This is a genomic window from Stenotrophomonas sp. JAG2 (assembly GCF_041080745.1).
GTDB lineage: Bacteria > Pseudomonadota > Gammaproteobacteria > Xanthomonadales > Xanthomonadaceae > Stenotrophomonas > Stenotrophomonas maltophilia_AA.
In genome coordinates this window covers 146,939-169,536 of the sequence record NZ_JBEUMH010000005.1, presented here as the reverse complement: position 1 = coordinate 169,536, position 22,598 = coordinate 146,939, and the positions used below count along the sequence as shown (strand labels likewise).

Here is a 22,598-nt window from a genome sequence, read left to right as displayed (position 1 = left end):
TCCACACGCCGTGAGCCGCAACGCACCGATCGCGATCCCCGCCGATGTCCGCAGCCGCCTGAAGGCACTGCGGCTGCTGCCGCGCCGTGCGCGGGGTGCACACGGGATCGGCCAGCACGCCAGCCGCAGTCGTGGCGCCGGGCTGGAGTTCGCACAGTACCGCGCCTATGAGCCCGGCGATGAGCTGCGGCAGATCGACTGGAAGCTCTACGCGCGCTCGGACCGCTTCTTCGTGCGTGAATCCGAGCGCGAAAGCCCGATCACGCTCTGGGTACTGCTCGATGCCACCGCCTCGGCGGGCCAGAGCGATCGCGCGCGACCGGACTGGTCGCGGCTGGACCACGCCTGCGCCACCGCCGCCTGCCTGGTTGAGCTGGCCCTGCAGCAGAGCGACCGCTTCGGCGTGATCGTCCTGACCGGCGAAGGCGTGCAACTGGTGCCGGCCGGCCATGGCCCGCGCCAGCGCGACCGCGTGCATCTGCTGCTGCGCCAGGTCCAGGCCAGCGGCAGGTGGCCGCCGGGCACGGCACTGGCACCGATCTGGGAGCGCGTGCAGGCCGGCGACCTGCTGGTCGCGCTGGGCGACGGTTTCGACGAGGCCGGCGTCGTGCTGCTGGAGCGGCTCGCCGCTGCGCGCCGCGAGGTGCTGCACCTGCAGCTGCTGACCGCCGAAGAGCGCGATTTCCCGTTCACCGACGGCCACCGCTTCCGCGATCCGGAGACAGGCGAAGAACTGCTGGGCGACGGCCGCGCCATCCGCGCGGATTACCTGGCCCGCTTCGACACGGCGCAGCGCGCATTGCAGGCACGCCTGCAGAGCAGTGGCATCGTGCATGCCACCGGTTATCTCGACCAGCCGCTGGATCAACCGCTGCGTGTGCTGCTCGGTGCCGGGGGCGGCGCATGAGCCTGCTGTATCCACTTGGCTTGCTGGCACTGGCTGCCTGGCTGGTGCCGCTGCTGATCCACCTTGCACGCCGGCATCAGTACGCGCCGCTCGACTTCGCCGCCCTGCGCTGGCTGCGGGCCCGGATCCGGCCGCGCCAGAAAATCCGTTTCGACGAGTGGCCGCTGCTGCTGGTGCGACTGCTGCTGCTCGCCGCACTGGCCCTGCTGCTGGCACGCCCGTTGTTGCACGACGCTGCGGCCGACACCCACCCGGTCACGGTGGTCGCCCCGGGGCTGGACGGCACTGCCCTGCGCGGGCGGGACGCCACGGGGGACTGGCGCTGGCTGGCCCCGGGTTTCCCGGCACTGGCCGATGCTGTCCCCGCATCCCCCTCACCGCTGGCCAGCCTGCTGCGCGAGCTGGACCAGACCCTGCCGGCCGGTACGCCACTGACCGTCTACATTCCCGACCCGATGCCCGGGCTGGATGGCGAGCGTCCGCGCCTTTCACGCGCCGTGACCTGGCGGCCGGTGCCCTTGGCGCCCGCCATCACGCGCGCGGCGACGCCGCCTGAGGTGCAGGTCGGCGCCGGCATCGCCGACGCCGAGCAGCGGGTGCTGGCAGCGATCCAGCGCGCCTGGTCGAATCAGCCGCTGTCGCCCGCACGCGCCGCGGGCACCGCCCCGGACGATGGCCAGCTCGGCGTGTGGCTTGCCGCTGGGCCGTTGCCCACCGCCTGGCAGGCGTGGGTGCAACGGGGCGGCAGTGTGCTGGTCGCGCCCGGTGCTGCGGGGTCCGGCTGGACGCCGGCCCTGCGCGATGCACAGGGCGCGGTGGTGCTGGAACAACGGCAGGAAGGCAGCGGTCGTCTGCTGCGCTTCAGCGCAGCGCTGTCGCCGACGGAGCCGGCGTTGCGCGACCCCGGCTTCCCCCGCCAGTTGCTGGCGGTCATCGCGGCACCGGCTGCACCCACCCTCGCACCCGCGGCCACACAGGCACCGTTGCGTGGCGCTGCCGCACCGCTCCCCGCGCCACGTGAGCTTGCGCCGTGGCTGCTGGCGCTGATCGTGCTGCTGTTCGCGCTCGAACGGGTGATGGCCACCTCGCCGCGCCGCGGAGCAGGCGCATGAACCCCATCATCCAGCGCGGCTGGCAGCGCGCGCGCCGGCGGCATTGGTGGATCACCGCCGTACTCGCGGTACCGATCGCGCTGGCACTGAGTGCCGTTGCATGGCGGATCGCGGGCTTCAATGCGTTCACCGTGATCCTGCTGCTGACGTTGCTGGTCGGCGTCGGGCTGGCCACCTGGCGCGCACGCCGGCTCGATCGCCGGTGGCTGGTTCGCCGTCTGGATGAACACCCGATCGCACAGGACAGTGCCGACCTGCTGTTCGCGACCCCCGACACGTTGAACCCGTTGCAGCGGCGCCAGCGGGCGCATGTCGAGGCGGCACTGCAGTCGCGCCTGCCCGAGCTGCGACCCCGCTGGCCGTGGCGCTGGGTACTGGCGTCGGTGGTGATGTCAGTGCTCGCCATGTCCCTGGCCGTCGGCTGGCCGCGCGGCCCGAGCGCAGCGCCACTGTTCTCCGGCGCGACCGCACCGCCGGCCACACCGGCGCAACCGCCGCAGCTGCGTTCGACGCGGCTGGAGATCATCGCCCCGGCCTACACCGGGCAGGCGGTGCGCGTGCAGAACGCGCTGGATGGCAAGGTGGCGCAGGACAGCCGCCTGCACTGGTCGCTGCGCTTCTCCGCGCAGCCGCACACCGCCGCCCTGCAGTTCCACGATGGCCAGCGCATCGCGCTGCAGCGCGAGGGCGACCTCTGGACCGCACGGTGGACCGCGACCCGCCCGGCGCTGTACCGCGTGGTGACCGAGCCCGCCCTGCGCGACACCCGTCTGTACCGGCTCGATGTGGTGCCGGATCGCCCCCCGGTGGTGCGCGTGATCGCCCCGGACCGCAGCCTCGTGCTGGGCACGCCCGGCCAGCGCCAGTGGCCGCTGCAGTTCGAGGCCACTGACGACCATGGTGTGGTCGCCACCGCGCAGTTGAAGGTCACGTTGGCCCAGGGCAGCGGTGAGAACATCACCTTCCGCGAGCAGACCTTCACCCTGTCCGGCACCGGGCCGGTGACGCAGCGGCGCTTCGCGCGCACGCTCGATCTCGGCGCGCTGGGTGCCACCGAAGGCAACGATGTGATCGCGCAGCTGACCGTGCGCGACACCCATGCGCCCACCGCGCAGAGCGCACAGAGCAGCAGCGTCATCCTGCGCCTGCCCAGCGCCGCCGAGATCCAGGGCACCGACATGGAGGGCATGGTCAAGAAGACCCTGCCGGCGTACTTCCGCAGCCAGCGCCAGATCATCATCGACGCCGAGGCGCTGATCAAACAGCGCCGCCAGCTGCCGGCCGAGGAGTTCGTCAAACGCGCCGATGCGATCGGCGTGGACCAGCGCATCCTGCGCCTGCGCTATGGCCAGTTCCTCGGTGAGGAAAGCGAGGGCGGGGCCAAGCCGCCACCGACCAGCGACAGCCTGCCCACCAGCGACACGCCGGCGACCCCGCATGACGATGATCATGATCACCATGGCGAGCCTGCACAGGCCCAGGCACAGGCCGGCCACGATGATCACGACCATGGCGTACCAACCGACGGCACCGCGCCCGTGTTTGGCAGCGCCACCGATGTGCTCTCCGAGTACGGCCATACCCATGACCACGCCGAGGCCGCCACCCTGCTCGATCCCAAGACGCGCGCCACGCTGAAGGCGGCGCTCGACCAGATGTGGTCGTCGGAAGGCGAACTGCGCCAGGGCCAGCCCGAGCGCGCCCTGCCCTACGCCTACAAGGCGCTGGGTTTCATCAAGGAAGTGCAGCAGGCCGAGCGCATCTATCTGGCGCGGGTCGGTCCGGAGCTGCCGCCGATCGATGAAGGCCGGCGCATGACCGGCGATCGCGCCGAGCTGGCCAGCAGGGCATTGCCGCTGCGTGCGCTGGAAGCACCCGACCAGGCCATCGTGCAGGTCTGGCAGCAGCTGGCCGATCCCGGCAGCGCGCCCGATCTGGACGCGCTGACCCAGTGGCTGCGGCGCAATGAAGCGCGGCTGCCGGATCCATTGAGCCTGGCCGCCGCCATCGAGACACTGCGGATCACCCCGGACTGCGCCGACTGCCATCAGGCCCTGCGCGCGCAGCTGTGGCGTGCCCTGCTGCGGCCGCTGCCGCAGGTGCCTCGTCGCAACGCACCCGATGCCATGGGCCAGCGCTACCTGGATGCCTTGGAGGCCACCCCATGAGCGAACCGCGCTGGATTCTGATCGCGCTGCTGGCCGTGCTGCTGCTGGCCAGCGCACGCCTGTGCTGGCAGCAGTGGCGTGGGCCGCTGCGGGCGCGCGGCGTGTTCGCCGGCCTGCTGCTGTTGCAGATCGCGGTCACCGCGCTGCTCTATCTGACCCTGGTGCCGCCGATGCAGCGCGCGGCCGGGGGTCAGCTCACCGTGCTGACCGCGGCGGCCGATCAGGTGCGCTGGTCGGCCGCGCCCGGCGAGACCGTGGTCGCGCTGCCGGAGGCGCCAACGGCGGCCGAGGCCCTCCGTGCACCCGACCTCGCGACCGCGCTGCGCCAGCATCCGGGTACCACCTCCCTGCGGCTGATCGGCGATGGCCTGACGGCCCGCGATCGCGATGTGGCACTGCCGCGCGGCGTGCGTCTCGCATCGCCTGGCGCACCGCAGGGCTGGATGTCACTGCAGCCGCCGCCGGTCACCGCGCCCGGTGCGGTGTTCACCGTCAGCGCGCGTGCGCAGGGCGTGCCGGACGCACGCGCCGAGCTGGTGGATCCGGCCGGCCTGGTCGTCGACCGTGCCACGCCCGGCGCCGATGGCAGCGTGCACCTGGACGGTGTGGCACGCGTCCCCGGGCAGAGTGTGTTCCGCCTGCGCCTGTTGGATGCCGGCCAGCATGTGGTCGATACCCTGGCCGTACCCGTGGACACCGTCGCCAAGGCCACGCCGCGCCTGCTGATCCTGGCCGGTGCGCCAGGCCCGGAGCTCAAGTACCTGCGCCGCTGGGCCACGGATGCAGGTCTGCGCGTGCAGGCGCAGGCCAATGCGGGCGGTGGGGTTTCGCTTGGCGATGCGCCGATCACGCTCGCTGCGGACAGGTTGGCCGAAACCGATGTCGTGGTGCTGGATGAGCGCAGCCTGGTCGCACTGTCGGCTACGCAGCGCAGCACGCTGCAGCAGGCGATCCGCAATGGGCTCGGCGTCCTGGTTCGTACCAGCGGCCCGCTTGGCGATGGCGCCCGTCAGGTGCTGCGCAGCTGGGGACTGCCCGTCACCGGCGGCAACCAGGCCGCGCCCCTGTCACTGCCCGGGGATGCCGACGCCGCCCTGCTGCAGGCGCGCCGTGGCCCACAGCGGCCCGCGTCGGACAGCACCGCCTACGTCGAGGAAGCAGACACCGCCTCGCACCAGGCCGCGCTGCCGGTGTTGGAGCGGTTGGCCGTGCAGACCGCCGGCGCGACGCCGCTGCTGCACGATGACAAGGGCACGTCGGTCGGCGGCTATCGCGCCCTCGGACGCGGACGCGTCGCGCTGCTGCCGGTCACCGACAGTTATCGGCTGGTGCTGGCCGGCCGCGACGATCGCCATGCCGAGCTGTGGAGCAGCGTGTTGGCCAGCATCGCGCGCGCGCTTCCCGCTGCGGAGGCCCCACGCATCGACGCCATCACCCCCTGGGCCGGTGAGCGCATGGCCCTGTGCCACCTGCAGGCGACCGCGCAGGTGCGTGCGCCGGATGGCGCGTTCATTCCGCTGCGGATCGACCCGGCCAGCGGTGCGGAGCACTGCGCCGGCTATTGGCCAGCGCAGGCCGGCTGGCATCAACTGCAGCAGGGCGAGAACCGCCACACGTTCTACGTGTTCGATCCGGCCACCGCGCGACCGCTGCATCGGCAGCAGCTGCGGGAGGCGACCGCACAGCGTCTGGCTGGCGGCACCGCCGCCGCATCGGTGGGCCTGGTCGAAACGCCGGGCGCACGCTGGCCGTGGCTGTTGGCCTTCGTGCTGGCGGCAGGGCTGCTGTGGTGGCTGGAGCGGCGGCGGGTGGCGACAACGCGATGACGGCAGGTCCGCCTGTCCGTTACTCCGGCAACGGCGGCAGTGGCGTCGGGCACCCACCCTGCTGCGCACACACCTCCATCGCGCGACGCTGTTCTTCGTCGGTGAGTTCCGGCGGAGGGCGGGCGGTCGCGGACTGGATCTGCGCGGGCCCGCCAGTGAGCTTGTTCACGCCCTGCGCCGCCTTGGCCAATCCCTGGTTGATGCCCATCATCAGATAACCGCCACTCATGCTGACCTGCTCGGGCGACGGCGGCTCGCTCCAGGTGCGGCTGAAGCGATTGGGCTGCACCTGCACCGGATTCTTGAAGCGGTACAGATCCAGCGGTTCGTCGTCGGGCTTGAGCGCACGCACTTCGCCCAGCGTGGTGACCTCCCCCTGCGCTGTCGCGGGCGGTGGCTCCACCGGCTCGGGTGCGGCGGCCTGCTGGGCCTGTGCGGCGGCACCCAGCAGCAGGCCGGCCAGCAGCGCGGCGCCTTGATGTCCACGTAATGCCACAGCGACTCCATCCGTGTTTGGTTGCGGGCTGATCTCAAGGATACGGAGGCCGGCGTCAGATTTCGTTGATGGCAGCTGTCCAGGCGACGCCGCCATGCACTGAACCATTCACCCGCGCGCACCCCGATGTCTCAGACATTGAGACGCGGTCATGTTTCCATAGCGTCCTTTGCGGACCGTTGTGACCATGGCCTACGAACTCGCCAAGCGCACTGAAGACGCCGAGCGCCGCCTCGCCACCACCGACGGGCTGCCCTCGCGCGATGGCGCGCTGCTGACCGCGCGCCTGCAGCGCCGCTACAACGACCGCATCACCGGCAGCTTCACGATTCCGGCCCGCGAGGGCCAGTACGCGCCGATCCCGGCCGATGTGCCCGACGCCTTGGTCCAGGCGCTGAAGGCGCGCGGCATCGAGCAGCTCTACAGCCATCAGGCGCAGGCTTGGGAGGCCAGCCAGCGAGGCGAGCACGTGGCGATCGTGACCCCGACCGCCAGCGGCAAGTCGCTGTGCTACACCCTGCCGGTGGTCAGCGCGGCGATGCAGGGCAAGGCCAAGGCGCTGTACCTGTTCCCGACCAAGGCGCTGGCCCAAGACCAGGTCGCCGAGCTGCTGGAACTCAACCGCGCCGGCGATTTGGGCGTGAAAGCCTTCACCTTCGATGGGGATACGCCGGGCGATGCGCGCCAGGCGATCCGCCTGCACGGCGACATCGTGGTCTCCAACCCGGACATGCTGCACCAGGCGATCCTGCCGCATCACACCAAGTGGGCGCAGTTCTTCGAGAACCTGCGCTACGTGGTCATCGATGAAGTGCACACCTACCGCGGCGTGTTCGGCAGCCACGTCACCAACGTGCTGCGCCGGCTCAAGCGGATCTGCGCGTTCTATGGCGTGGAACCGCAGTTCATCCTGTGCTCTGCGACCATCGGCAACCCGCAGGCGCATGCCGAGGCGCTGATCGAAGCGCCGGTGACGGCGATCACCGAGTCCGGCGCGCCCAGCGGGCCGAAGCATGTACTGCTGTGGAACCCGCCGGTGGTCAACGCCGATCTCGGCCTGCGCGCTTCGGCGCGTTCGCAGAGCAACCGCATCGCCCGCATCGCGATCAAATCCGGGCTGAAGACCCTGATCTTCGCGCAGAGCCGGCTGATGGTCGAAGTGCTGACCAAGTACCTCAAGGACATCTTCGACCACGACCCGCGCAAGCCGGCGCGCATCCGTGCTTACCGGGGCGGCTACCTCCCCACCGAGCGCCGTGAGACCGAACGCGCCATGCGCGCGGGGCAGATCGACGGCATCGTCAGCACCTCGGCGCTCGAGCTGGGCGTGGATATCGGCAGCCTGGACGTGGTCATCCTCAACGGCTACCCGGGCAGCGTCGCCGCGACCTGGCAGCGCTTCGGCCGCGCGGGTCGCCGCCAGCAGCCCGCGCTGGGCGTGATGGTGGCCAGCTCACAGCCGCTGGACCAGTACGTGGTGCGGCATCCGGATTTCTTCGCTGAAGCCTCGCCCGAGCATGCGCGCATCGCACCGGACCAGCCGCTGATCCTGTTCGACCACATCCGCTGCGCCGCCTTCGAGCTCCCGTTCCTGGCCGGCGATCCGTTCGGCCCGATCGATCCGCTGGTGTTCCTGGAAGCCCTGGCTGAGACCGAGGTCGTGCATCGCGAAGGCGACCGCTGGGAGTGGATCGCCGACAGCTACCCGGCCAATGCGGTCAGCCTGCGCTCGGTCGCCGATGGCAACTTCGTGGTGGTGGACCGCAGCGACGGCAAGCAGCAGATCATCGCCGAGGTGGATTACTCCGCCGCCGCGCTGACGCTGTACGAAGGCGCCATCCACATGGTGCAGTCCACGCCCTACCAGGTGGAGCGGCTGGACTGGGAAGGCCGCAAGGCCTATGTCACCCGCACCCACGTGGACTACTACACCGACAGCATCGACTTCACCAAGCTCAAGGTGCTGGACCGTTTCGATGGCTGCATCGCCGGGCGCGGCGATTCCCACCATGGCGAGGTGCACGTGGTGCGCCGCGTGGCCGGCTACAAGAAGATCCGCTACTACACCCACGAAAACATCGGCTACGGCCCGGTCAACCTGCCCGACCAGGAGCTGCACACCACGGCGGTGTGGTGGCAGTTGCCGCAGGCGCTGCTGCTGACCGCGTTCGACAGCAAGCAGGAAGCGCTGGATGGTTTCCTCGGAGCCGCCTACGCGCTGCATATCGTCGCCACCGTCGCGGTGATGGCCGATGCGCGCGATCTGCAGAAGGCGGTCGGCAATGGTGACGGTGCGTGGTTCGCGGTGGCCGACCAGAGCGGGCGCGGGCAGCTGCGTGGCGCCGAGTTCGATGCCAGCGCGATCGAACTGCAGCAGCAGTTCGTGCCCACGGTCTATCTGTACGACAACTTCCCCGGCGGCGTGGGCCTGAGCGAGCCGCTGTGGGTGCGCCAGGCCGAGCTGCTGCTGCGCGCGCGCGAACTGGTGCAGGGCTGCGACTGCAAGGCCGGCTGCCCGGCCTGCGTCGGCCCGGTGCTGGCCGGCCAGGAAGACGATGCCACCACGCCGAAGGCGCTGGCGTTGAAGGTACTGGACCTGTTCGACAGTGCCGCGCTGCCGTCCGCCGCCGAACGTGAGCGCCAGCATGCCGAGGTGGTCGCCCCGTGAGCCTGAGCCTGGACAAGCTGCGCCTGCTGCGCCGGCAGGCGGGCGATGCGACGGCGGCGCCTGCCTCTGATCCGGCCATCGCCCCTGGGCGTGGAACCGCTGCCGCTGACACGGGCGTGCGCGGCCACACGGGCAGCGAACCTCTTCCGGCCGCCGCCAACGACGCGCGTGCGCGCACGCCTGCGCCCGCCTCCGTTTTCGGCTGGGTCGAGCAGGAGATCCGGCACAAACCGACCGGCGCCGCCGCACGCGAGACCGCACCGGCGGTTCCCGCTGTTCCTGTTCCTGTCCCCGCGCCCGCGCTGCGCAAGCCGGAGATTGGTGGCCTGCGCCGTCTGCTTGGCCTGCGCGATCGCGGCATCAGCACCGCCAAGCCGCGCGAGAACGCCGCAGATCGCCACGTGCCGGGCGAGGAAATCGCGCCGGGGCTGTTCCTGATCGAATCGTTCGTCGCGCAGGCGATCCCCACCGAACCGCTGTCGCTGGCCTTCGCCAAGCGCGAGGGCGAGCAGGTGCAGCCGCGGGATCTGTTGTTCTTCGATACCGAGACCACCGGCCTGGCCGGCGGCACCGGTACCCGTGCCTTCATGATCGGCGCGGCGGACTGGCACACCCATCCCGACCGCGGCGACGGCCTGCGCATCCGCCAACTGCTGATGACCACGATGGCGGCCGAGGCCGCGATGCTGCGCGAGTTTGCCGGCTGGCTGCAGCCGGGCACGGTGTTCTCCAGCTACAACGGGCGCTGCTACGACGCGCCGCTGCTCAAGACGCGCTATCGGCTGGCCCGGCAGCGCTGCCCGATCACACCGCTGGATCACGTCGACCTGCTGTTCCCGACCCGCCGCCGCTATCGCGGCACCTGGGAGAACTGCCGGCTGGCCACGATCGAGCGCCAGCTCCTGCAGATCGTGCGCGAAGACGATCTGCCCGGCTCGGAAGCCCCTGCGGCGTGGCTGAATTACCTCCGGGGCGGCAGCGCGGTGAACCTGCGCCGGGTGGCCGAGCACAACCACCAGGACGTGGTGACCTTGGCGCTGCTGATGCGGCGGCTGGTGGCCGAGGAGCAGCGCGACCGGGAGACGTTGGCTTTGTCCTCGCCGTCCCCCTGAGGGAAACGCAGGATCAGCTCAGTCCGGCACGCAGTCGATCAATCATCAGGGACAGAAGTTCATTCACGCGATGGGCCTCCGCCGGAGGAATCATCTCATTCATGGTTTGCGCGTCCTCCTGACAGTCAAAAATGTCCACGGACGTCCAGCCGCTGGACCAGAAATCTATCGTCGCGAATTTATTGTTTCCTTCAACACTCGCTCTCTGCAGCTCTCCGAAGTCCCCGCGCCCTTCGTCTGTGTAGGTAATGTTGAATCCCGTCAAATGGGGATGAATACTGCCCCTGAACCACGTGATATCAGGTGCGCTCATTGTTTTCTCCGACAAATCAAACCTTGCTCGCAGGCGCTGCCTGCTGAAGGGTGGCTGATGGCTTCCCGAGAGGTACGCCGCCAATAATGACGGCAGGTGGTGCGTCATGTCTTGACGCGGCGTGAAGTAGGCGTGTTCCACACTGCACGCACTCTCCGTGGGAGGACCACCACATGCGTCTGAACCTTCTGTTCGCCCTGGGCTGCGCCCTGCCGCTGGCCGCCTGCAGTCATCCCGGCAAGACGGCGGGAACACCCGCCGACAGCCCGACCTCGACCGCGCCGCCCGCGGTGGCCGGCAGTGGCGGCCAATGCGATCCGGAAAAGCTCACCGGCCTGACCGGGCAGACCGCCACCGAGGCGGTGATCCAGAAAGCAGTGAAGGACAGCGGTGCCCGCAACGCCCGCGTGCTCAAGCCGGGCATGGCGATGACCATGGATTACCGCGAAGATCGCCTCAGCATCGAAGTGGACGCGCAGAACAGGATCGTGCGCGCCAACTGCGGTTGAGAAGGCTTCCTGCAGGTCAGTCGCGCAGGCGCTGGGCCTTGCCGCTGGCCAGCGCCTGATCGATGGCCGTGCGTACTTCCCGCACGGCGCGGGCCGAGGCCAGGCTCTGCTGCTGCGCCAGGCGCGCCTGCTCCCGGCCCAGCTCGGCCTGCTCGCGCGCGACCAGGGTGATCTGACGGGCGTCCACCGCCTTGGCCGCTGCGGTACGCGCTTCGCGCGCTGCCTGACTGGCACCGGCGGCAGCCGCACGTGACTGGCGCGCGGCCTGGTTGGCCTCGGTGGCCGCATCCAGTCCCACTTGGCGCGTCGCGTGGTTGACCACCGCCGCGACATCCACCGCGGCCAGCGCGTCGGCGGTGACCTGCATCGAGACCTTGGCCAGCTGCTGGCCGATCGCCGCCTGGCGGTTGCCCAGCTCGGCCTGCGCGTTGCCCAAGGCCGCCACGTCGGACTGACTGCGGCTGAGCTGGCTGAGGACGGCGGGATCGCGGATGAGATAGCGCGCCTGGCCACGACGTACCCACAGCGCCGGTTCGTCACCGCCCGCATCGCGGCGCGCCTGCTTGAGATCGGCCACCGAGGCATCGACGAAGTTGTCGTCTTGCCCCATCAGCACGAACGCCTGGGCGGGTTGCTGGCGGATGTTGAGCTTGCCATGGGTGACGAAGGACATCCCGTCATCCAGATCCTTCGGCGGTTCCGGCGCACGCGGTGCGACGGGGGCGGCGGGGGCGGCCGGCGGTTCCGGGGCCGGCATGGGCTCCGGTGCGGGCATCGGCTCCGGCGCGGGGACCGGGGCGGGTGCCGGACGGGGCGCGCGCGCAGGCAACGGCGTGGGCGGCGTGGGTACGTTCGGTGCGGTCGGGGCCGGTGGCGCCGGCGGCGGCGGCGCAGCCACCAACCGCAGCGGCGCCACGCCGACCACCACGAACAGCGCGGTGATCGCCAGCGAGGCCACGCGCGGGAAGCTGCGGGTCTGCTGCAGGGTCAACAGGCGGCGCTTGAGGCTGCGCAGGTTCGGCGAGGCGCTCGCCACGCCCACGGCGGGACGCGGCGCGACACCCAGCTGCACCAGCAACCGGCCATAGCCATGCCGGCAATGCCCGTGGCCGGCCACCACCGCACCATCGCAGGCTTCTTCGCGGGCCAGGGCGTATTCGCGCGCGGCCAGGTGGACCAGCGGATGGAAGAAGAACAGATGCTGCGACAGTGCCGGCAGCAGGCCCCACCACAGGTCGCGGCGCTGCAGATGGATCAGCTCATGGGTCAGCGCCATGTCCAGGTCATCGGCCGACATCGCCGGCAGTTCGCGCGCCGGCAGCAGCAGCACGGGCCGCCACGGTCCGATCAACTGCGGCGAGCGGATTTGTGCGGAGAGCTTCAGGCGCGGTGCGCGACGCAGGCCATGCGCTTCGGCAGCGAGCTGCAGGGCCTGCTGCAGACCGGCGTCGGTGCACTCGGTGGCACCGCGCACCAGCGCGCGGCTCGCGCGGTAGCCGCGCAGGCTGTGCACCAGCATCAAGAGCACGCCGGCGGCCCACAGGGCCAGCAGCAGCGACGGCCAGGACACGGCCATCGTCGCCGTCTCGGCCGCGCTCGCTGCATGGATGACCGGCGCGGCCTGCACGGCCGCATCGAACGCAGGCAGTGCCGTCACCGGGGCGGTCGGGGCAATCACCGCGACGGGTGCAGGCAGCACCGCCAGTTCCAGCGGGCTGCTCCAGAACAGGCCCAGCACCGCCTGCGCCGCCACCAGCCACCACAGCCGGCAGCGGGTGGCGGAGGGCAGCTGCGGCAGCAGGCGGCATACGCCCCACACCAGCGCCACCAGCACCGCACTCTGCACGCTGGTCCAGCCCAGCCGCATCAGCAGTTCGCTCATCATCATGTCCATGGCTCAGCCCTCCCGCTTGCGTGACTGCAACTGTGCGACCAGCGCTTCCAGCTCGGCCAGCTCCTGATCGCTGACGTCCACCTTGTGCGACATGAACGCCACGAACGGCGAGACCGAGCCCTGCAGCGTCTTCTCCACGAAGCTGGCCACCGCGCCCTGCACCACGCTGTCCTGGCCGCTGGTGGTGGCATAGCGGTACACGCCGTCCACCTGCTTGCGGCTCAGGTACGACTTGGCGCGCAGGCGCTCCATCATGGTCAGCACGGTGGACCGTGCCAGCCCGCGCTGCTCGCCGAACCCGGCGGCGACTTCGCCGACGCTTGGACGGTCCTGTTCCGCGATGTACTGCAGCAGGGCCAGTTCCTGGTCCCCGATGGTCTTGCCGCGCATGGCGCACTCCCTATGACTACACGTGTCGCTACCGTGCCAGTGACTACAGGTGTCGTCAAGTGCCGGACGGTCGGTGCCGACGAACGGTAGACCGAGCGCTATCGCCCTGCCGGTGGCCTTAAACCTTTTCGCCGCGGCCCGCATCCAAGCCTTCGAGCTGCGGCATCCCGCCCTGGCGCCGCGTCACCTTCGCCAAGGACCTGCTGCATGCGCTCTACGTACCGCGTGATCTTGATGGCCGCCCTGCTGTTCCCGCTTGGCGCGCAGGCGCGAGCCGGCAACGTGGACACCGCCAACCAGCAGACCCGGCAGTTCATCGGCCGGACCATGGACGCCCTGCGCATTCCCGGGCTGCAGATCGCCGTGATCCAGGACGGAAAGGTGGTGCTCTCGGAGAGCCACGGGCTGGCCAACGTCGAAAACGGGCTGCCGGCCACGCGCACGACGCGTTTCCCGCTCAACTCGGCGACGAAGTCGTTCACTGGGGTGGCGATGATGCAGCTGGCCGAGGCGGGCAAGGTGAACCTGGATGCGCCGATCTCGACCTATCTCGCCGATCTGCCCGAGGCGTGGCGCGGCGTTCGTGTGCGCCAATTGCTGGCGCACACCTCCGGGCTGCCGGACATCCTCGATGCGCAGGGACTGCTCGGCGGAGGGAGCGAGCAGGCGGCCTGGGCGGCGGTGACCCGGCTGCCGGTGGACGCCGCCCCCGGCGCGCGCTTCACCTACAACCAGACCAACTACGTGCTGCTGGCTCGGATCATCGCCGCGCAGTCGGCGATGCCGTACGACCGCTATGTGGCCACGCGTCAGTTCGATGTCGTCGGGATGCCGTCCACGACGTTCGGCGACAGCTACGACCTGATCGCCAACAGCGCCACGATCTACAGCTGGTTCCCGCGCCGCACCGATGCGCCGGACGCCGCGCCACGTCTCTCGCACTGGTTCTACGACATGACGCCTGGGCTGTGGGCCGGCGGCGGCATGCTGACCACCGCCGATGACGTCGCGCAGTGGCTGGTCGCGGTGTCCGGCAACCGCCTGATCAACGCGGCCAGTACCCGCAGGATGTGGACGCCGGAACGGCTCAACGATGGCCGCGAGGGCGCCTGGGGAGACGGCTGGGCGGTGTTGCAGGGAGCCCCGCTACGCCAGGTGGCCGGCATGGGGGGCGCGCGCTCGGCCTTCATCGTCTACCCCGACCAGGGGCTGGCCATCGTGGTGCTGACCAACCTGGTCGGGGCCAACCCGCAGAACTTCATTCCGCAGATCGCCGCGCTCTACGGCGTGGACGCGCCGATGCCGACGGTCAGCCGCGCGGCCCGCCCATCACCGGCAGGATCACGCCGCTGATGTAACTCGCGGTGATCGGCGAGGCGAGGAACACATAGGCCGGCGACAGTTCTTCCGGCTGCGCCGGTCGGCCCATGTCGCTGTCCTGGCCGAACTCGGCCACGTCGGGGGCTTTCTTGTCGGCCGGATTGAGCGGCGTCCAGACCGGTCCCGGGGCGACTGCATTGACCCGGATGCCGCGCGGCAGCAGCTGGCTGGCCAGCGCCTTGGTGAAGGCATGGATCGCGCCCTTGGTGGCCGAGTAGTCCACCAGCGACTTGCTGCCGAACAGCCCGGTTTCCGAGCCGGTATTGATGATGCTGGCGCCTTCGCCCAGATGCGGCAGCACCGCACGCGCCATCTGGATGTAACCGCCGATGTTGGTCTGCAGGGTTTCCTGCAGATGGTCGTCCTCGAGGTCTTCCAGGCGGTCGCAGTGCAGCTGGAAGGCAGCGTTGTTGACCAGGATGTCGACCCCGCCGAACGCCTTGACCACCTGCTTCACCGCCTTGTTGCAGAAGGCCGGGTCGCGCACGTCGCCGGCGATCACCACGCAACGGCCGCCTTCCTTCTCGACGTGCTCGCGGGTGATCTTCGCGTCCTTCTTTTCATCCAGGTGCAGCACCGCCACATCGGCCCCTTCGCGGGCGAACAGCACGGCCACCGCGCGGCCGATGCCGGAGTCGGCGCCGGTGATGATCGCGCGCTTGCCCTTGAGTTTGCCGCTGCCTTGGTAGTCCGGCGCAAGGAAACGCGGGGCCAGCTGCATCTCGTGTTCGTTGCCCGGTTTGGCCAGCTGCTCGGCCGGCATTTTTTCCGGCTGGCGGCGCGTGCCGGCCTGGGTCGCCTTCTTGGTCTTGGTCGCGGCGGCCTTCTTCGCCGCACGCGCGTCCTTGGCCTTCTCCTGGTCCTGCAGCCGGCGCTGGCGCGCCGCCACGCGCGCAGCGCGCGGATCGGTGGCAGCAGCCTTGCGGGTCGCGGTTTTCACGACCGGCGCACGGGTACGCGGTTCGGTTGCGTCGGCCGCCGGGGCCGCCTTGCGGGACGTGGGGGTCTTGGTGGTCTTACGGGGTTTGGCCGTGGCCATGTTCGACTCCTGTTGCCGGATCAGATGCGTGGATCTCACGCGGGCGCATGTCGCCGCGGCGGTGCCGCTCTGGAGTGCGCAGCCCCACTATGGTCAACCCGGCGGCCAGGGACGGTGAATGGAGCGTGCCCACACCGTGTAGAGGATTCATGCGCCGCATACGGGCACCGTTGCACCCTGAGCGCAATTCCCATGGAGTGCGTCGCATGCTTCGTTACCTGTCCGCGGCTGTGGCCGTCCTTGCTTTGTCCGCCTGCAGCAGCACCCCTGTCGCGCAGGTCCAGCCGATCGACGGCGTGATTTCCGGCCAGTGCCATGTCGACAAGGTCCGTGGCGCCACCGGGCTGGCCGCGTCGGCGGCCACCGTGGAGCGGGCCCGCGTGGACAGCGACAGCCTCGAGGTCATCGTGCTGCGGGGCCAGCGCCAGGAAAGCGGCCCGACCGCCAGCGGTGCGGTGCCGTCCAGCGCCGGGGCGGAAAGCGGTGGCGAACGGCTCACCATCGAAACCGGCAACACCAACAACATCACCGCGATCTACTGCGGCTGATCGCTGCGCTCATCCCGCGCGGGCGCGCCGGACGGTGCGCCGCGCGGCTTTGAGTACTTTCAGCGTGGCCAGTTCCCACTGACGGTCGCCGCGCAGCCCGGCAAGCGCCTTCAATGAGCCGGCCCGCCAGCCATCGAATACGCAGGGATCGATGTAGGCCTTGCGGCACACCGACGGTGTGTTGCCCAGAAGGTTGGCCACCTCGCATACCACCTGCTTCTGCAATGCCGCCAGCGCACGCTCACTGGAGGGTTCGGGCAGCTCGGTCGCGGCAAGCTGACGGATCGCCTCCAGCGTGCCGCCCCAGGTGCGGAAATCCTTGGCGCTGAAATCCTCGCCCATCGCATCGTGCAGATAGTCATTGACCATGCCCGAATCCACCGGTTGCACCGCGCCCTCGTCATCGCGGTACTGGAACAGCGCCTGCCCGGGCAGCTGCTGGCAGCTGCGGATGAGCTTGACCAGTTCGCGGTCATCCACGTCCACCTCATGCGCCTGGCCGGACTTGCCCCGGAAGCGCATCTGCGCCCGGCCGCCCTTGACCAGCGCGAGGTGGCGGTTACGCAGCGTGGTCAACCCGTAAGAGCGGTTGTCACGTGCATAGACTTCATTGCCAACGCGCACCAGCGTCTGCGCCAGCAACGCGACCACGATCGCCAGCACTTTGTCGCGCGGGAAGCCGGGCAGCTTCAGATCGCGGCGCAGGCGCCGACGCAGCGTGGGCAGGGCGGTACCAAAGGCAATGATGCGGTCGAACTTGCCGTCCCCACGCACCCGCGCCCAGTCAGCGTGGTAGCGATACTGCTTGCGCCCGCGCGCGTCGCGGCCGGTCGCCTGCAGGTGGCCGTTGGGCAGCGCGCAGATCCACACATCGGTATACGCCGGCGGGATCGCCAGCGCGCGGATCCGGGCCAGCGTGGCGGCATCGCGCACCGCTGCACCGTCAGCGTCGCGGTAGGCGAAGCCCTTGCCGGCCTTGCGGCGGGCGATGCCGGGCAGTTCATCGCTGACATAACGCAGGCCGGCCTGGCGGGCGGCGGCGGCTTCGGGGGTGGTGGTGCGGCTCGGGCTCATGGACGCGGCGCGGATCAGGGAAGCGCAGTGTTACCGCTGCCGGTGCGGCGCCGCGTCAATAACGCAACACAAACACCTCACGCCGCGCTTGGCGATATCCTCCAGACTTTACTGGCTCGCTTCCTGGAGTACCGATGTCGTCCCTGTCGTTCCGCCGCGTGCGGCGTTCTTTCGGGCTGATCGCCCTGTTCCCCGCCCTGCTGGTCCTCGGTGCGTGCAGCGCCCCGCCGATGGACGAGCAGGAGGCCGTCGCCACCCATGCGCAGAAGGCGGCCGAAGCCGCCGCCGCGCCGACCGACGAAGCCGGCAAGGCGACCGAAGCGCCGCCGGTCGGCAGCTGCGATGCCACCCAGGTGCAGAGCCTGGTCGGCCAGCCCTATACCGACGCGCTCGGCAGCCAGGCCCAGCAGGATGCCGGCGCCACCAGCGTGCGCGTGCTCAAGCCGAACGACATGACCACGATGGAGTTCATCGGCGAGCGCCTGAACGTCGAAGTGGATGCCAAGAACGTGGTGGCCGGCGTCCGCTGCGGCTGAACAGGCGACGGAGAAAACCCCTGAAACTCAGGGGTTTGGTTGCGCCTGCAACCGTGTATTGCGGCGTTGCAGCAACTATGCTCTAGTCGAGTCATCCGGTGCCTCCAGATGCGCTCAACGGATTGAGCGGGGACGAGTGTCGCCGCTCACCCGACATTGAGGCAGAGATGGCCCCCCGCAACCGCCAAGGGCTTTACGACCCGCAAGATGAGCGAGATGCCTGTGGTTTCGGCATGGTCGCCCAGCTCGACGACCAGCCGTCCCGACTGCTGGTCGACACCGCTATCGCCGCACTCTCGCGCATGACCCACCGCGGCGGCGTCGCTGCCGACGGTGTCACCGGTGATGGCTGCGGCCTGTTGCTGCGCCGTCCCGACGTGTTCCTCAAGGCACTCGCCGCCGAAGCGGGTCTCACGCTGGGTGCGCGCTTCGCCGCCGGCGTGGTGTTCCTGCCGCACGACACCGCTGCCGCACAGGCCTGCCGCGACACGCTCGAACAACAGCTGCGCGAGGCCGGCTGCCAGCCTGTCGGCTGGCGCGTGGTCCCCACCGATCCCAGCGTCTGCGGCCAGCTCGCGCGCGACACCCTGCCGCACATCGAGCAGGTGTTCGTCGATGCCGGTGCCGCGCAGGACGAGGCCGCCTTCACCCTGGCCCTGTTCCTGGCCCGCCGCCGCAGCGAACAACAGCTGCGCGAGCACGCCGATTACTACGTCACCACGCTCAGCCCGAATGCGATCAGCTACAAGGGCATGGTGCTGCCGGACAAGCTGAGCCGCTTCTACGTGGACCTGCAGCGCAACGACCTGGCCTCCAGCGCGATCGTGTTCCATCAGCGCTTCTCGACCAACACGCTGCCGCGCTGGCCGCTGGCGCATCCGTTCCGGATGCTCGCGCACAACGGCGAGATCAACACCATCGAGGGCAACCGCCGGTGGGCGCAGGCGCGCAGCAAGGTGTGGAAGACCCCGCGCTTCGACATCGGCGAATTCAATCCGGTCATCTCCATGCACGGCTCGGACTCGCAGAGCCTGGACAACATGCTCGAGCTGATGGTCAGCGCCGGCATGGAGCTGATCCAGGCGCTGCGCATCCTGGTGCCGCCGGCGACCCAGTCGCTGGAGTTCAAGGATCCGGACCTGGCCGCGTTCTACGAGTTCTACGGGCTCAACAGCGAGCCCTGGGACGGCCCGGCCGGCATCGTCGCCTGCGACGGCCGCTATGCCGCCTGCACGCTGGACCGCAACGGCCTGCGCCCGGCGCGCTGGATGCTCACTTCCGACCGCCACTTCCTGGTCGCCTCCGAAGCCGGCGTGTGGGAAGTGCCGGCCGAGCGCGTGGTGCGCAAGGGCAAGCTCGGCCCTGGCGAGATGATGGCCATCGACCTCAAGCGCGGCGACCTGCTCGATTCGGATGCCATCGACCGCATCAACCGCGGCCGCGCGCCGTACAAGCAGTGGCTGCAGCAGGGCGTGACCTACCTGCAGACCGAGCTGATCGATCCGTCGCTGGTGGAAGAGCCGTTCGACGAGCGCACCCTGCGCAGCTACCACAAGCTGTTCCAGCTCAGCACCGAGGAAGTCGAACAGATCCTGCGTCCGCTGGCCGAGACCGAGCAGGAAGCTACCGGCTCGATGGGCGATGACACGCCGATGGCGGTGCTGAGCCAGCACAGTCGTCCGCTCTACGATTACTTCCGCCAGGCGTTCGCGCAGGTCACCAACCCGCCGATCGATCCGCTGCGCGAAGACTGCGTCATGTCGCTGTCCACCCAGCTCGGCAAGGAGACCAACATCTTCCATGCCGGCGCGGAGACGGTGAACCACGTCATCCTCAATTCGCCGGTGCTCAGCCAGCGCAAGCTGCGCCAGCTGATCAAGATGGAGCAGTACGCCGACAAGAACCGGCTGATCGATCTGTCCTACAGCCTGGACGAAGGCCTGAAGGCCGGCATCGAGCGCATCTGCGCCGAAGCCGAAGCCGCCGCCCGCGAAGGCATCGTCATGCTGCTGCTGAGCGACCGTTACCCGGTTGCCGACCGCCCGATGGTGCATGCCCTGCTGGCCACCAGCGCGGTACATCACCATCTCTCCAATGCGGGGCTGCGCTGCGACGTCAACCTGATCCTGGAAACCGGCACCGCGCGCGATCCGCACCACATGGCCTGCCTGCTCGGCTTCGGTGCCACCGCGGTGTACCCGTACCTGGCCTACCAGACCCTGTTCGACCTGGGCCGGCGCGGCATCCTGCAGCTGAGCAAGGGCGGCGAGCAGTCGCAGATCGGGCGCCGCTACCGCAAGGGCATCTACAAGGGCCTGTCCAAGATCATCTCCAAGATGGGCATCTGTACCGTGGCCAGCTACCGCGGCGCGCAGCTGTTCGAGATCGTCGGGCTGGATGACGAAGTGGTCGACCTGTGCTTCCCGGACACCGCCTCGCGCGTGGCCGGGGTCGGCTTCGCCCGTCTGGACGACGAGGCCCGCGAGCTCACCGTGCGCGCCTGGAATGATCTGCTGCGCCCGGATGTCGGCGGCGTGCTCAAGTACGTGCACGGCGGCGAGTACCACATGTACAACCCGGACGTGGTCATGACCCTGCAGCGCGCCGCGCGCAGCGGCGATGCTGCGGACTGGCAGCGCTACTGCGAGGCGGTGCATGGCCGACCGGTGTCGGCACTGCGCGACCTGCTGCAGCTCAAGGCCGCGCCCACGCCGACGCCGCTGGAGGAAGTGGCCCCGGCCGAAGACCTGTTCCGCCGCTTCGACACCGCCGCGATCAGCCTCGGTGCGTTGTCGCCGGAAGCGCACGAAGCGCTGGCGATCGCCATGAACCGGCTCGGCGGCCGCAGCAACTCCGGCGAAGGCGGCGAAGACCCGGTGCGCTACGGCACCGAGAAGCGCAGCAAGATCAAGCAGGTGGCCTCGGGCCGCTTCGGCGTCACCGCCGAGTACCTGGTCAACGCCGAAGTGCTGCAGATCAAGGTTGCCCAGGGCGCCAAGCCCGGCGAAGGCGGCCAGCTGCCCGGGCACAAGGTCAACGAGCTGATCGCGCGGCTGCGGTACGCCAAGCCGGGCATCGGCCTGATCTCGCCGCCGCCGCACCACGACATCTACTCGATCGAAGATCTGGCCCAGCTGATCTACGACCTCAAGCAGGTCAACCCGACCGCACTGGTCTCGGTGAAGCTGGTCAGCCATGCCGGGGTCGGCACCATCGCCGCCGGCGTGGTCAAGGCCGGCGCCGATCTGATCACCGTGTCCGGCCATGACGGCGGCACCGGTGCCAGCCCGGTCAGCTCGATCCGCTATGCGGGCGTGCCGTGGGAACTGGGCGTGGCCGAATCGCACCAGGCACTGGTCGCCAACGACCTGCGCGGGCGCACCCTGCTGCAGACCGATGGTGGCCTGAAGACCGGCCTGGACGTGATCAAGGCCGCGCTGCTCGGTGCGGACAGCTTCGGTTTCGGCACCGCACCGATGATCGTGCTGGGCTGCAAGTACCTGCGCATCTGCCACCTCAACAACTGCGCCACCGGCGTGGCCACCCAGGATGAGCGCCTGCGTGCGCAGTACTTCACCGGCCTGCCGGAGCGCGTGGAGAACTTCTTCCGCCTGCTGGCCGAGGAAGTCCGTGGCTGGCTGTCCTACCTGGGCGTGCGCTCGCTGGAGGAGATCGTCGGCCGTACCGACCTGCTGCAGCAGCTGGAGGTTTCACCGCGACCGGGCGTCAAGGTGGATCTGTCGCGCCTGCTGCACCCGGCCGACTACGCGGGCAGCCACTGCGCCGCGCAGCGTCTGTACGAATCGCCGGACAGCCTGGCGACGCAGATGGACGGGCTGCTGGCGCCGGCCATCGCCGGCAAGCTGGGCGGTGAACACCGCTTCCTGATCCACAACACCGACCGCTCGATCGGCACCCGTCTGTCCGGCGAGATCGCGCGCACGCATGGCAACCAGGGCATGGCCGATGCACCGCTGACCCTGCGCTTCCGTGGCACGGCCGGGCAGAGCTTCGGCGCGTTCAACGTGGGCGGCCTGCAGCTGGAGGTCGAAGGCGAAGCCAACGATTACGTCGGCAAGGGCATGGCCGGCGGCCGGCTGGTGGTGCGCCCGCCGCGTGGCGCACGCTTCGAGGCGCGCAACACCGCGATCATCGGCAACACCTGCCTGTACGGCGCCACCGGTGGCGAGCTGTTCGCCGCAGGGCGTGCCGGCGAACGCTTCGGCGTGCGCAACTCCGGCGCGCTGGCAGTGATCGAAGGGGCCGGTGACCACTGCTGCGAGTACATGACCGACGGCATCGTGCTGGTGCTGGGCAAGGTCGGGCTGAACTTCGGCGCCGGCTTCACCGGCGGCCTGGCCTACGTGCTGGATATCGATCGTGACTTCGTGGACCGCTACAACCACGAACTGATCGACATCCACCGCATCTCGGCCGAGGGCTTCGAGAACCATCGCCAGCACCTGCATACGCTGATCAGCCGCCACCGCGAACTGACCGGCAGCATCTGGGCGCAGCAGATCCTCGACGAGTTCCGCGATTACGTCGGCAAGTTCTGGCTGGTCAAACCCAAGGCCGCCAGCATCGAATCGCTGACCGACTCACTGCGCCGCGCTGCGTGATCCA

The 22,598-nt window shown here is 69.6% G+C and carries 17 protein-coding genes; 11 read left to right on the top strand and 6 right to left on the bottom strand.

Going from position 1 to position 22,598, the window contains the following annotated elements:
• Nucleotides 1-10 precede the first annotated feature (10 nt).
• The 4 genes from AB9O74_RS08200 to AB9O74_RS08185 are packed head-to-tail and all read left to right on the top strand — an operon-like array spanning nt 11 to nt 6,013.
• Entirely contained in the window at nt 11-907 is an 897-nt protein-coding gene (locus tag AB9O74_RS08200) for a DUF58 domain-containing protein (protein WP_369348995.1), read from the top strand.
• Nucleotides 904-2,019, top strand: coding sequence for a BatA domain-containing protein (locus AB9O74_RS08195; protein WP_369348994.1), 1,116 nt, complete (start codon nt 904-906; stop codon nt 2,017-2,019). The genes AB9O74_RS08200 and AB9O74_RS08195 overlap by 4 nt, the downstream gene beginning before the upstream one ends.
• Nucleotides 2,016-4,187, top strand: a complete 2,172-nt coding sequence (locus AB9O74_RS08190; RefSeq protein ID WP_369348993.1) for a hypothetical protein — start codon at nt 2,016-2,018, stop codon at nt 4,185-4,187. The genes AB9O74_RS08195 and AB9O74_RS08190 overlap by 4 nt, the downstream gene beginning before the upstream one ends.
• On the top strand, nt 4,184-6,013 hold the full coding sequence (locus tag AB9O74_RS08185) for a hypothetical protein (RefSeq protein WP_369348992.1): 1,830 nt from the start codon (nt 4,184-4,186) through the stop codon (nt 6,011-6,013). Before AB9O74_RS08190 ends, AB9O74_RS08185 begins: the two co-directional genes overlap by 4 nt.
• A 19-nt stretch (nt 6,014-6,032) precedes the next feature.
• Here AB9O74_RS08185 and AB9O74_RS08180 read toward each other — a convergent pair whose 3' ends face one another.
• A complete protein-coding gene (locus AB9O74_RS08180; RefSeq protein WP_369348991.1) occupies nt 6,033-6,509 on the bottom strand; it encodes a hypothetical protein in 477 nt (158 codons plus the stop codon).
• Between the two features lie 187 nt (nt 6,510-6,696).
• On the opposite strand from AB9O74_RS08180, the gene AB9O74_RS08175 reads away from it, so the two are divergent.
• Entirely contained in the window at nt 6,697-9,177 is a 2,481-nt protein-coding gene (locus tag AB9O74_RS08175) for a DEAD/DEAH box helicase (protein WP_319210249.1), read from the top strand.
• Complete coding sequence (locus AB9O74_RS08170; RefSeq protein ID WP_369348990.1) at nt 9,174-10,289, top strand: ribonuclease H-like domain-containing protein; 1,116 nt, start codon at nt 9,174-9,176, stop codon at nt 10,287-10,289. Before AB9O74_RS08175 ends, AB9O74_RS08170 begins: the two co-directional genes overlap by 4 nt.
• Nucleotides 10,290-10,302: 13 nt before the next feature.
• Here the strand turns inward: AB9O74_RS08170 and AB9O74_RS08165 are convergent, their stop codons facing one another.
• Complete coding sequence (locus tag AB9O74_RS08165; RefSeq protein ID WP_176990275.1) at nt 10,303-10,743, bottom strand: hypothetical protein; 441 nt, start codon at nt 10,741-10,743, stop codon at nt 10,303-10,305.
• A gap of 32 nt (nt 10,744-10,775) precedes the next feature.
• Between AB9O74_RS08165 and AB9O74_RS08160 the strand changes: the two genes are divergently transcribed.
• The gene (locus AB9O74_RS08160; protein ID WP_176990276.1) at nt 10,776-11,111 is read left to right on the top strand and encodes an I78 family peptidase inhibitor; all 336 of its coding nucleotides are present in this window, start codon (nt 10,776-10,778) and stop codon (nt 11,109-11,111) included.
• Between the two features lie 16 nt (nt 11,112-11,127).
• On the opposite strand, the gene AB9O74_RS08155 is transcribed toward AB9O74_RS08160, so the two are convergent.
• Together AB9O74_RS08155 and AB9O74_RS08150 are read right to left on the bottom strand one after the other, a co-directional pair.
• The gene (locus AB9O74_RS08155; RefSeq protein WP_369348989.1) at nt 11,128-12,993 is read right to left on the bottom strand and encodes a M56 family metallopeptidase; all 1,866 of its coding nucleotides are present in this window, start codon (nt 12,991-12,993) and stop codon (nt 11,128-11,130) included.
• Between the two features lie 15 nt (nt 12,994-13,008).
• Nucleotides 13,009-13,395 (bottom strand): BlaI/MecI/CopY family transcriptional regulator, encoded by a 387-nt coding sequence (locus AB9O74_RS08150; RefSeq protein WP_070472651.1) that lies wholly within the window; start codon nt 13,393-13,395, stop codon nt 13,009-13,011.
• A gap of 228 nt (nt 13,396-13,623) precedes the next feature.
• On the opposite strand from AB9O74_RS08150, the gene AB9O74_RS08145 reads away from it, so the two are divergent.
• Entirely contained in the window at nt 13,624-14,748 is a 1,125-nt protein-coding gene (locus tag AB9O74_RS08145) for a serine hydrolase domain-containing protein (RefSeq protein WP_369349081.1), read from the top strand.
• Here the strand turns inward: AB9O74_RS08145 and AB9O74_RS08140 are convergent.
• A complete protein-coding gene (locus AB9O74_RS08140; RefSeq protein WP_369348988.1) occupies nt 14,705-15,814 on the bottom strand; it encodes an SDR family oxidoreductase in 1,110 nt (369 codons plus the stop codon). The two genes, AB9O74_RS08145 and AB9O74_RS08140, sit on opposite strands and share 44 nt — an antisense overlap.
• Nucleotides 15,815-16,020: 206 nt before the next feature.
• Here AB9O74_RS08140 and AB9O74_RS08135 point away from each other — a divergent pair, with 206 nt between their 5' ends.
• Nucleotides 16,021-16,362 (top strand): hypothetical protein, encoded by a 342-nt coding sequence (locus tag AB9O74_RS08135; protein WP_176990279.1) that lies wholly within the window; start codon nt 16,021-16,023, stop codon nt 16,360-16,362.
• 9 nt (nt 16,363-16,371) lie between these two features.
• Here the strand turns inward: AB9O74_RS08135 and AB9O74_RS08130 are convergent, their stop codons facing one another.
• Entirely contained in the window at nt 16,372-17,436 is a 1,065-nt protein-coding gene (locus tag AB9O74_RS08130; RefSeq protein ID WP_176990280.1) for a DNA topoisomerase IB, read from the bottom strand.
• Between the two features lie 134 nt (nt 17,437-17,570).
• Here AB9O74_RS08130 and AB9O74_RS08125 point away from each other — a divergent pair, with 134 nt between their 5' ends.
• Nucleotides 17,571-17,972 (top strand): I78 family peptidase inhibitor, encoded by a 402-nt coding sequence (locus AB9O74_RS08125; RefSeq protein WP_319210233.1) that lies wholly within the window; start codon nt 17,571-17,573, stop codon nt 17,970-17,972.
• A 167-nt stretch (nt 17,973-18,139) separates the two neighbouring features.
• Complete coding sequence (gene gltB / locus AB9O74_RS08120) at nt 18,140-22,594, top strand: glutamate synthase large subunit (RefSeq protein WP_369348987.1); 4,455 nt, start codon at nt 18,140-18,142, stop codon at nt 22,592-22,594.
• Nucleotides 22,595-22,598 lie beyond the last annotated feature (4 nt).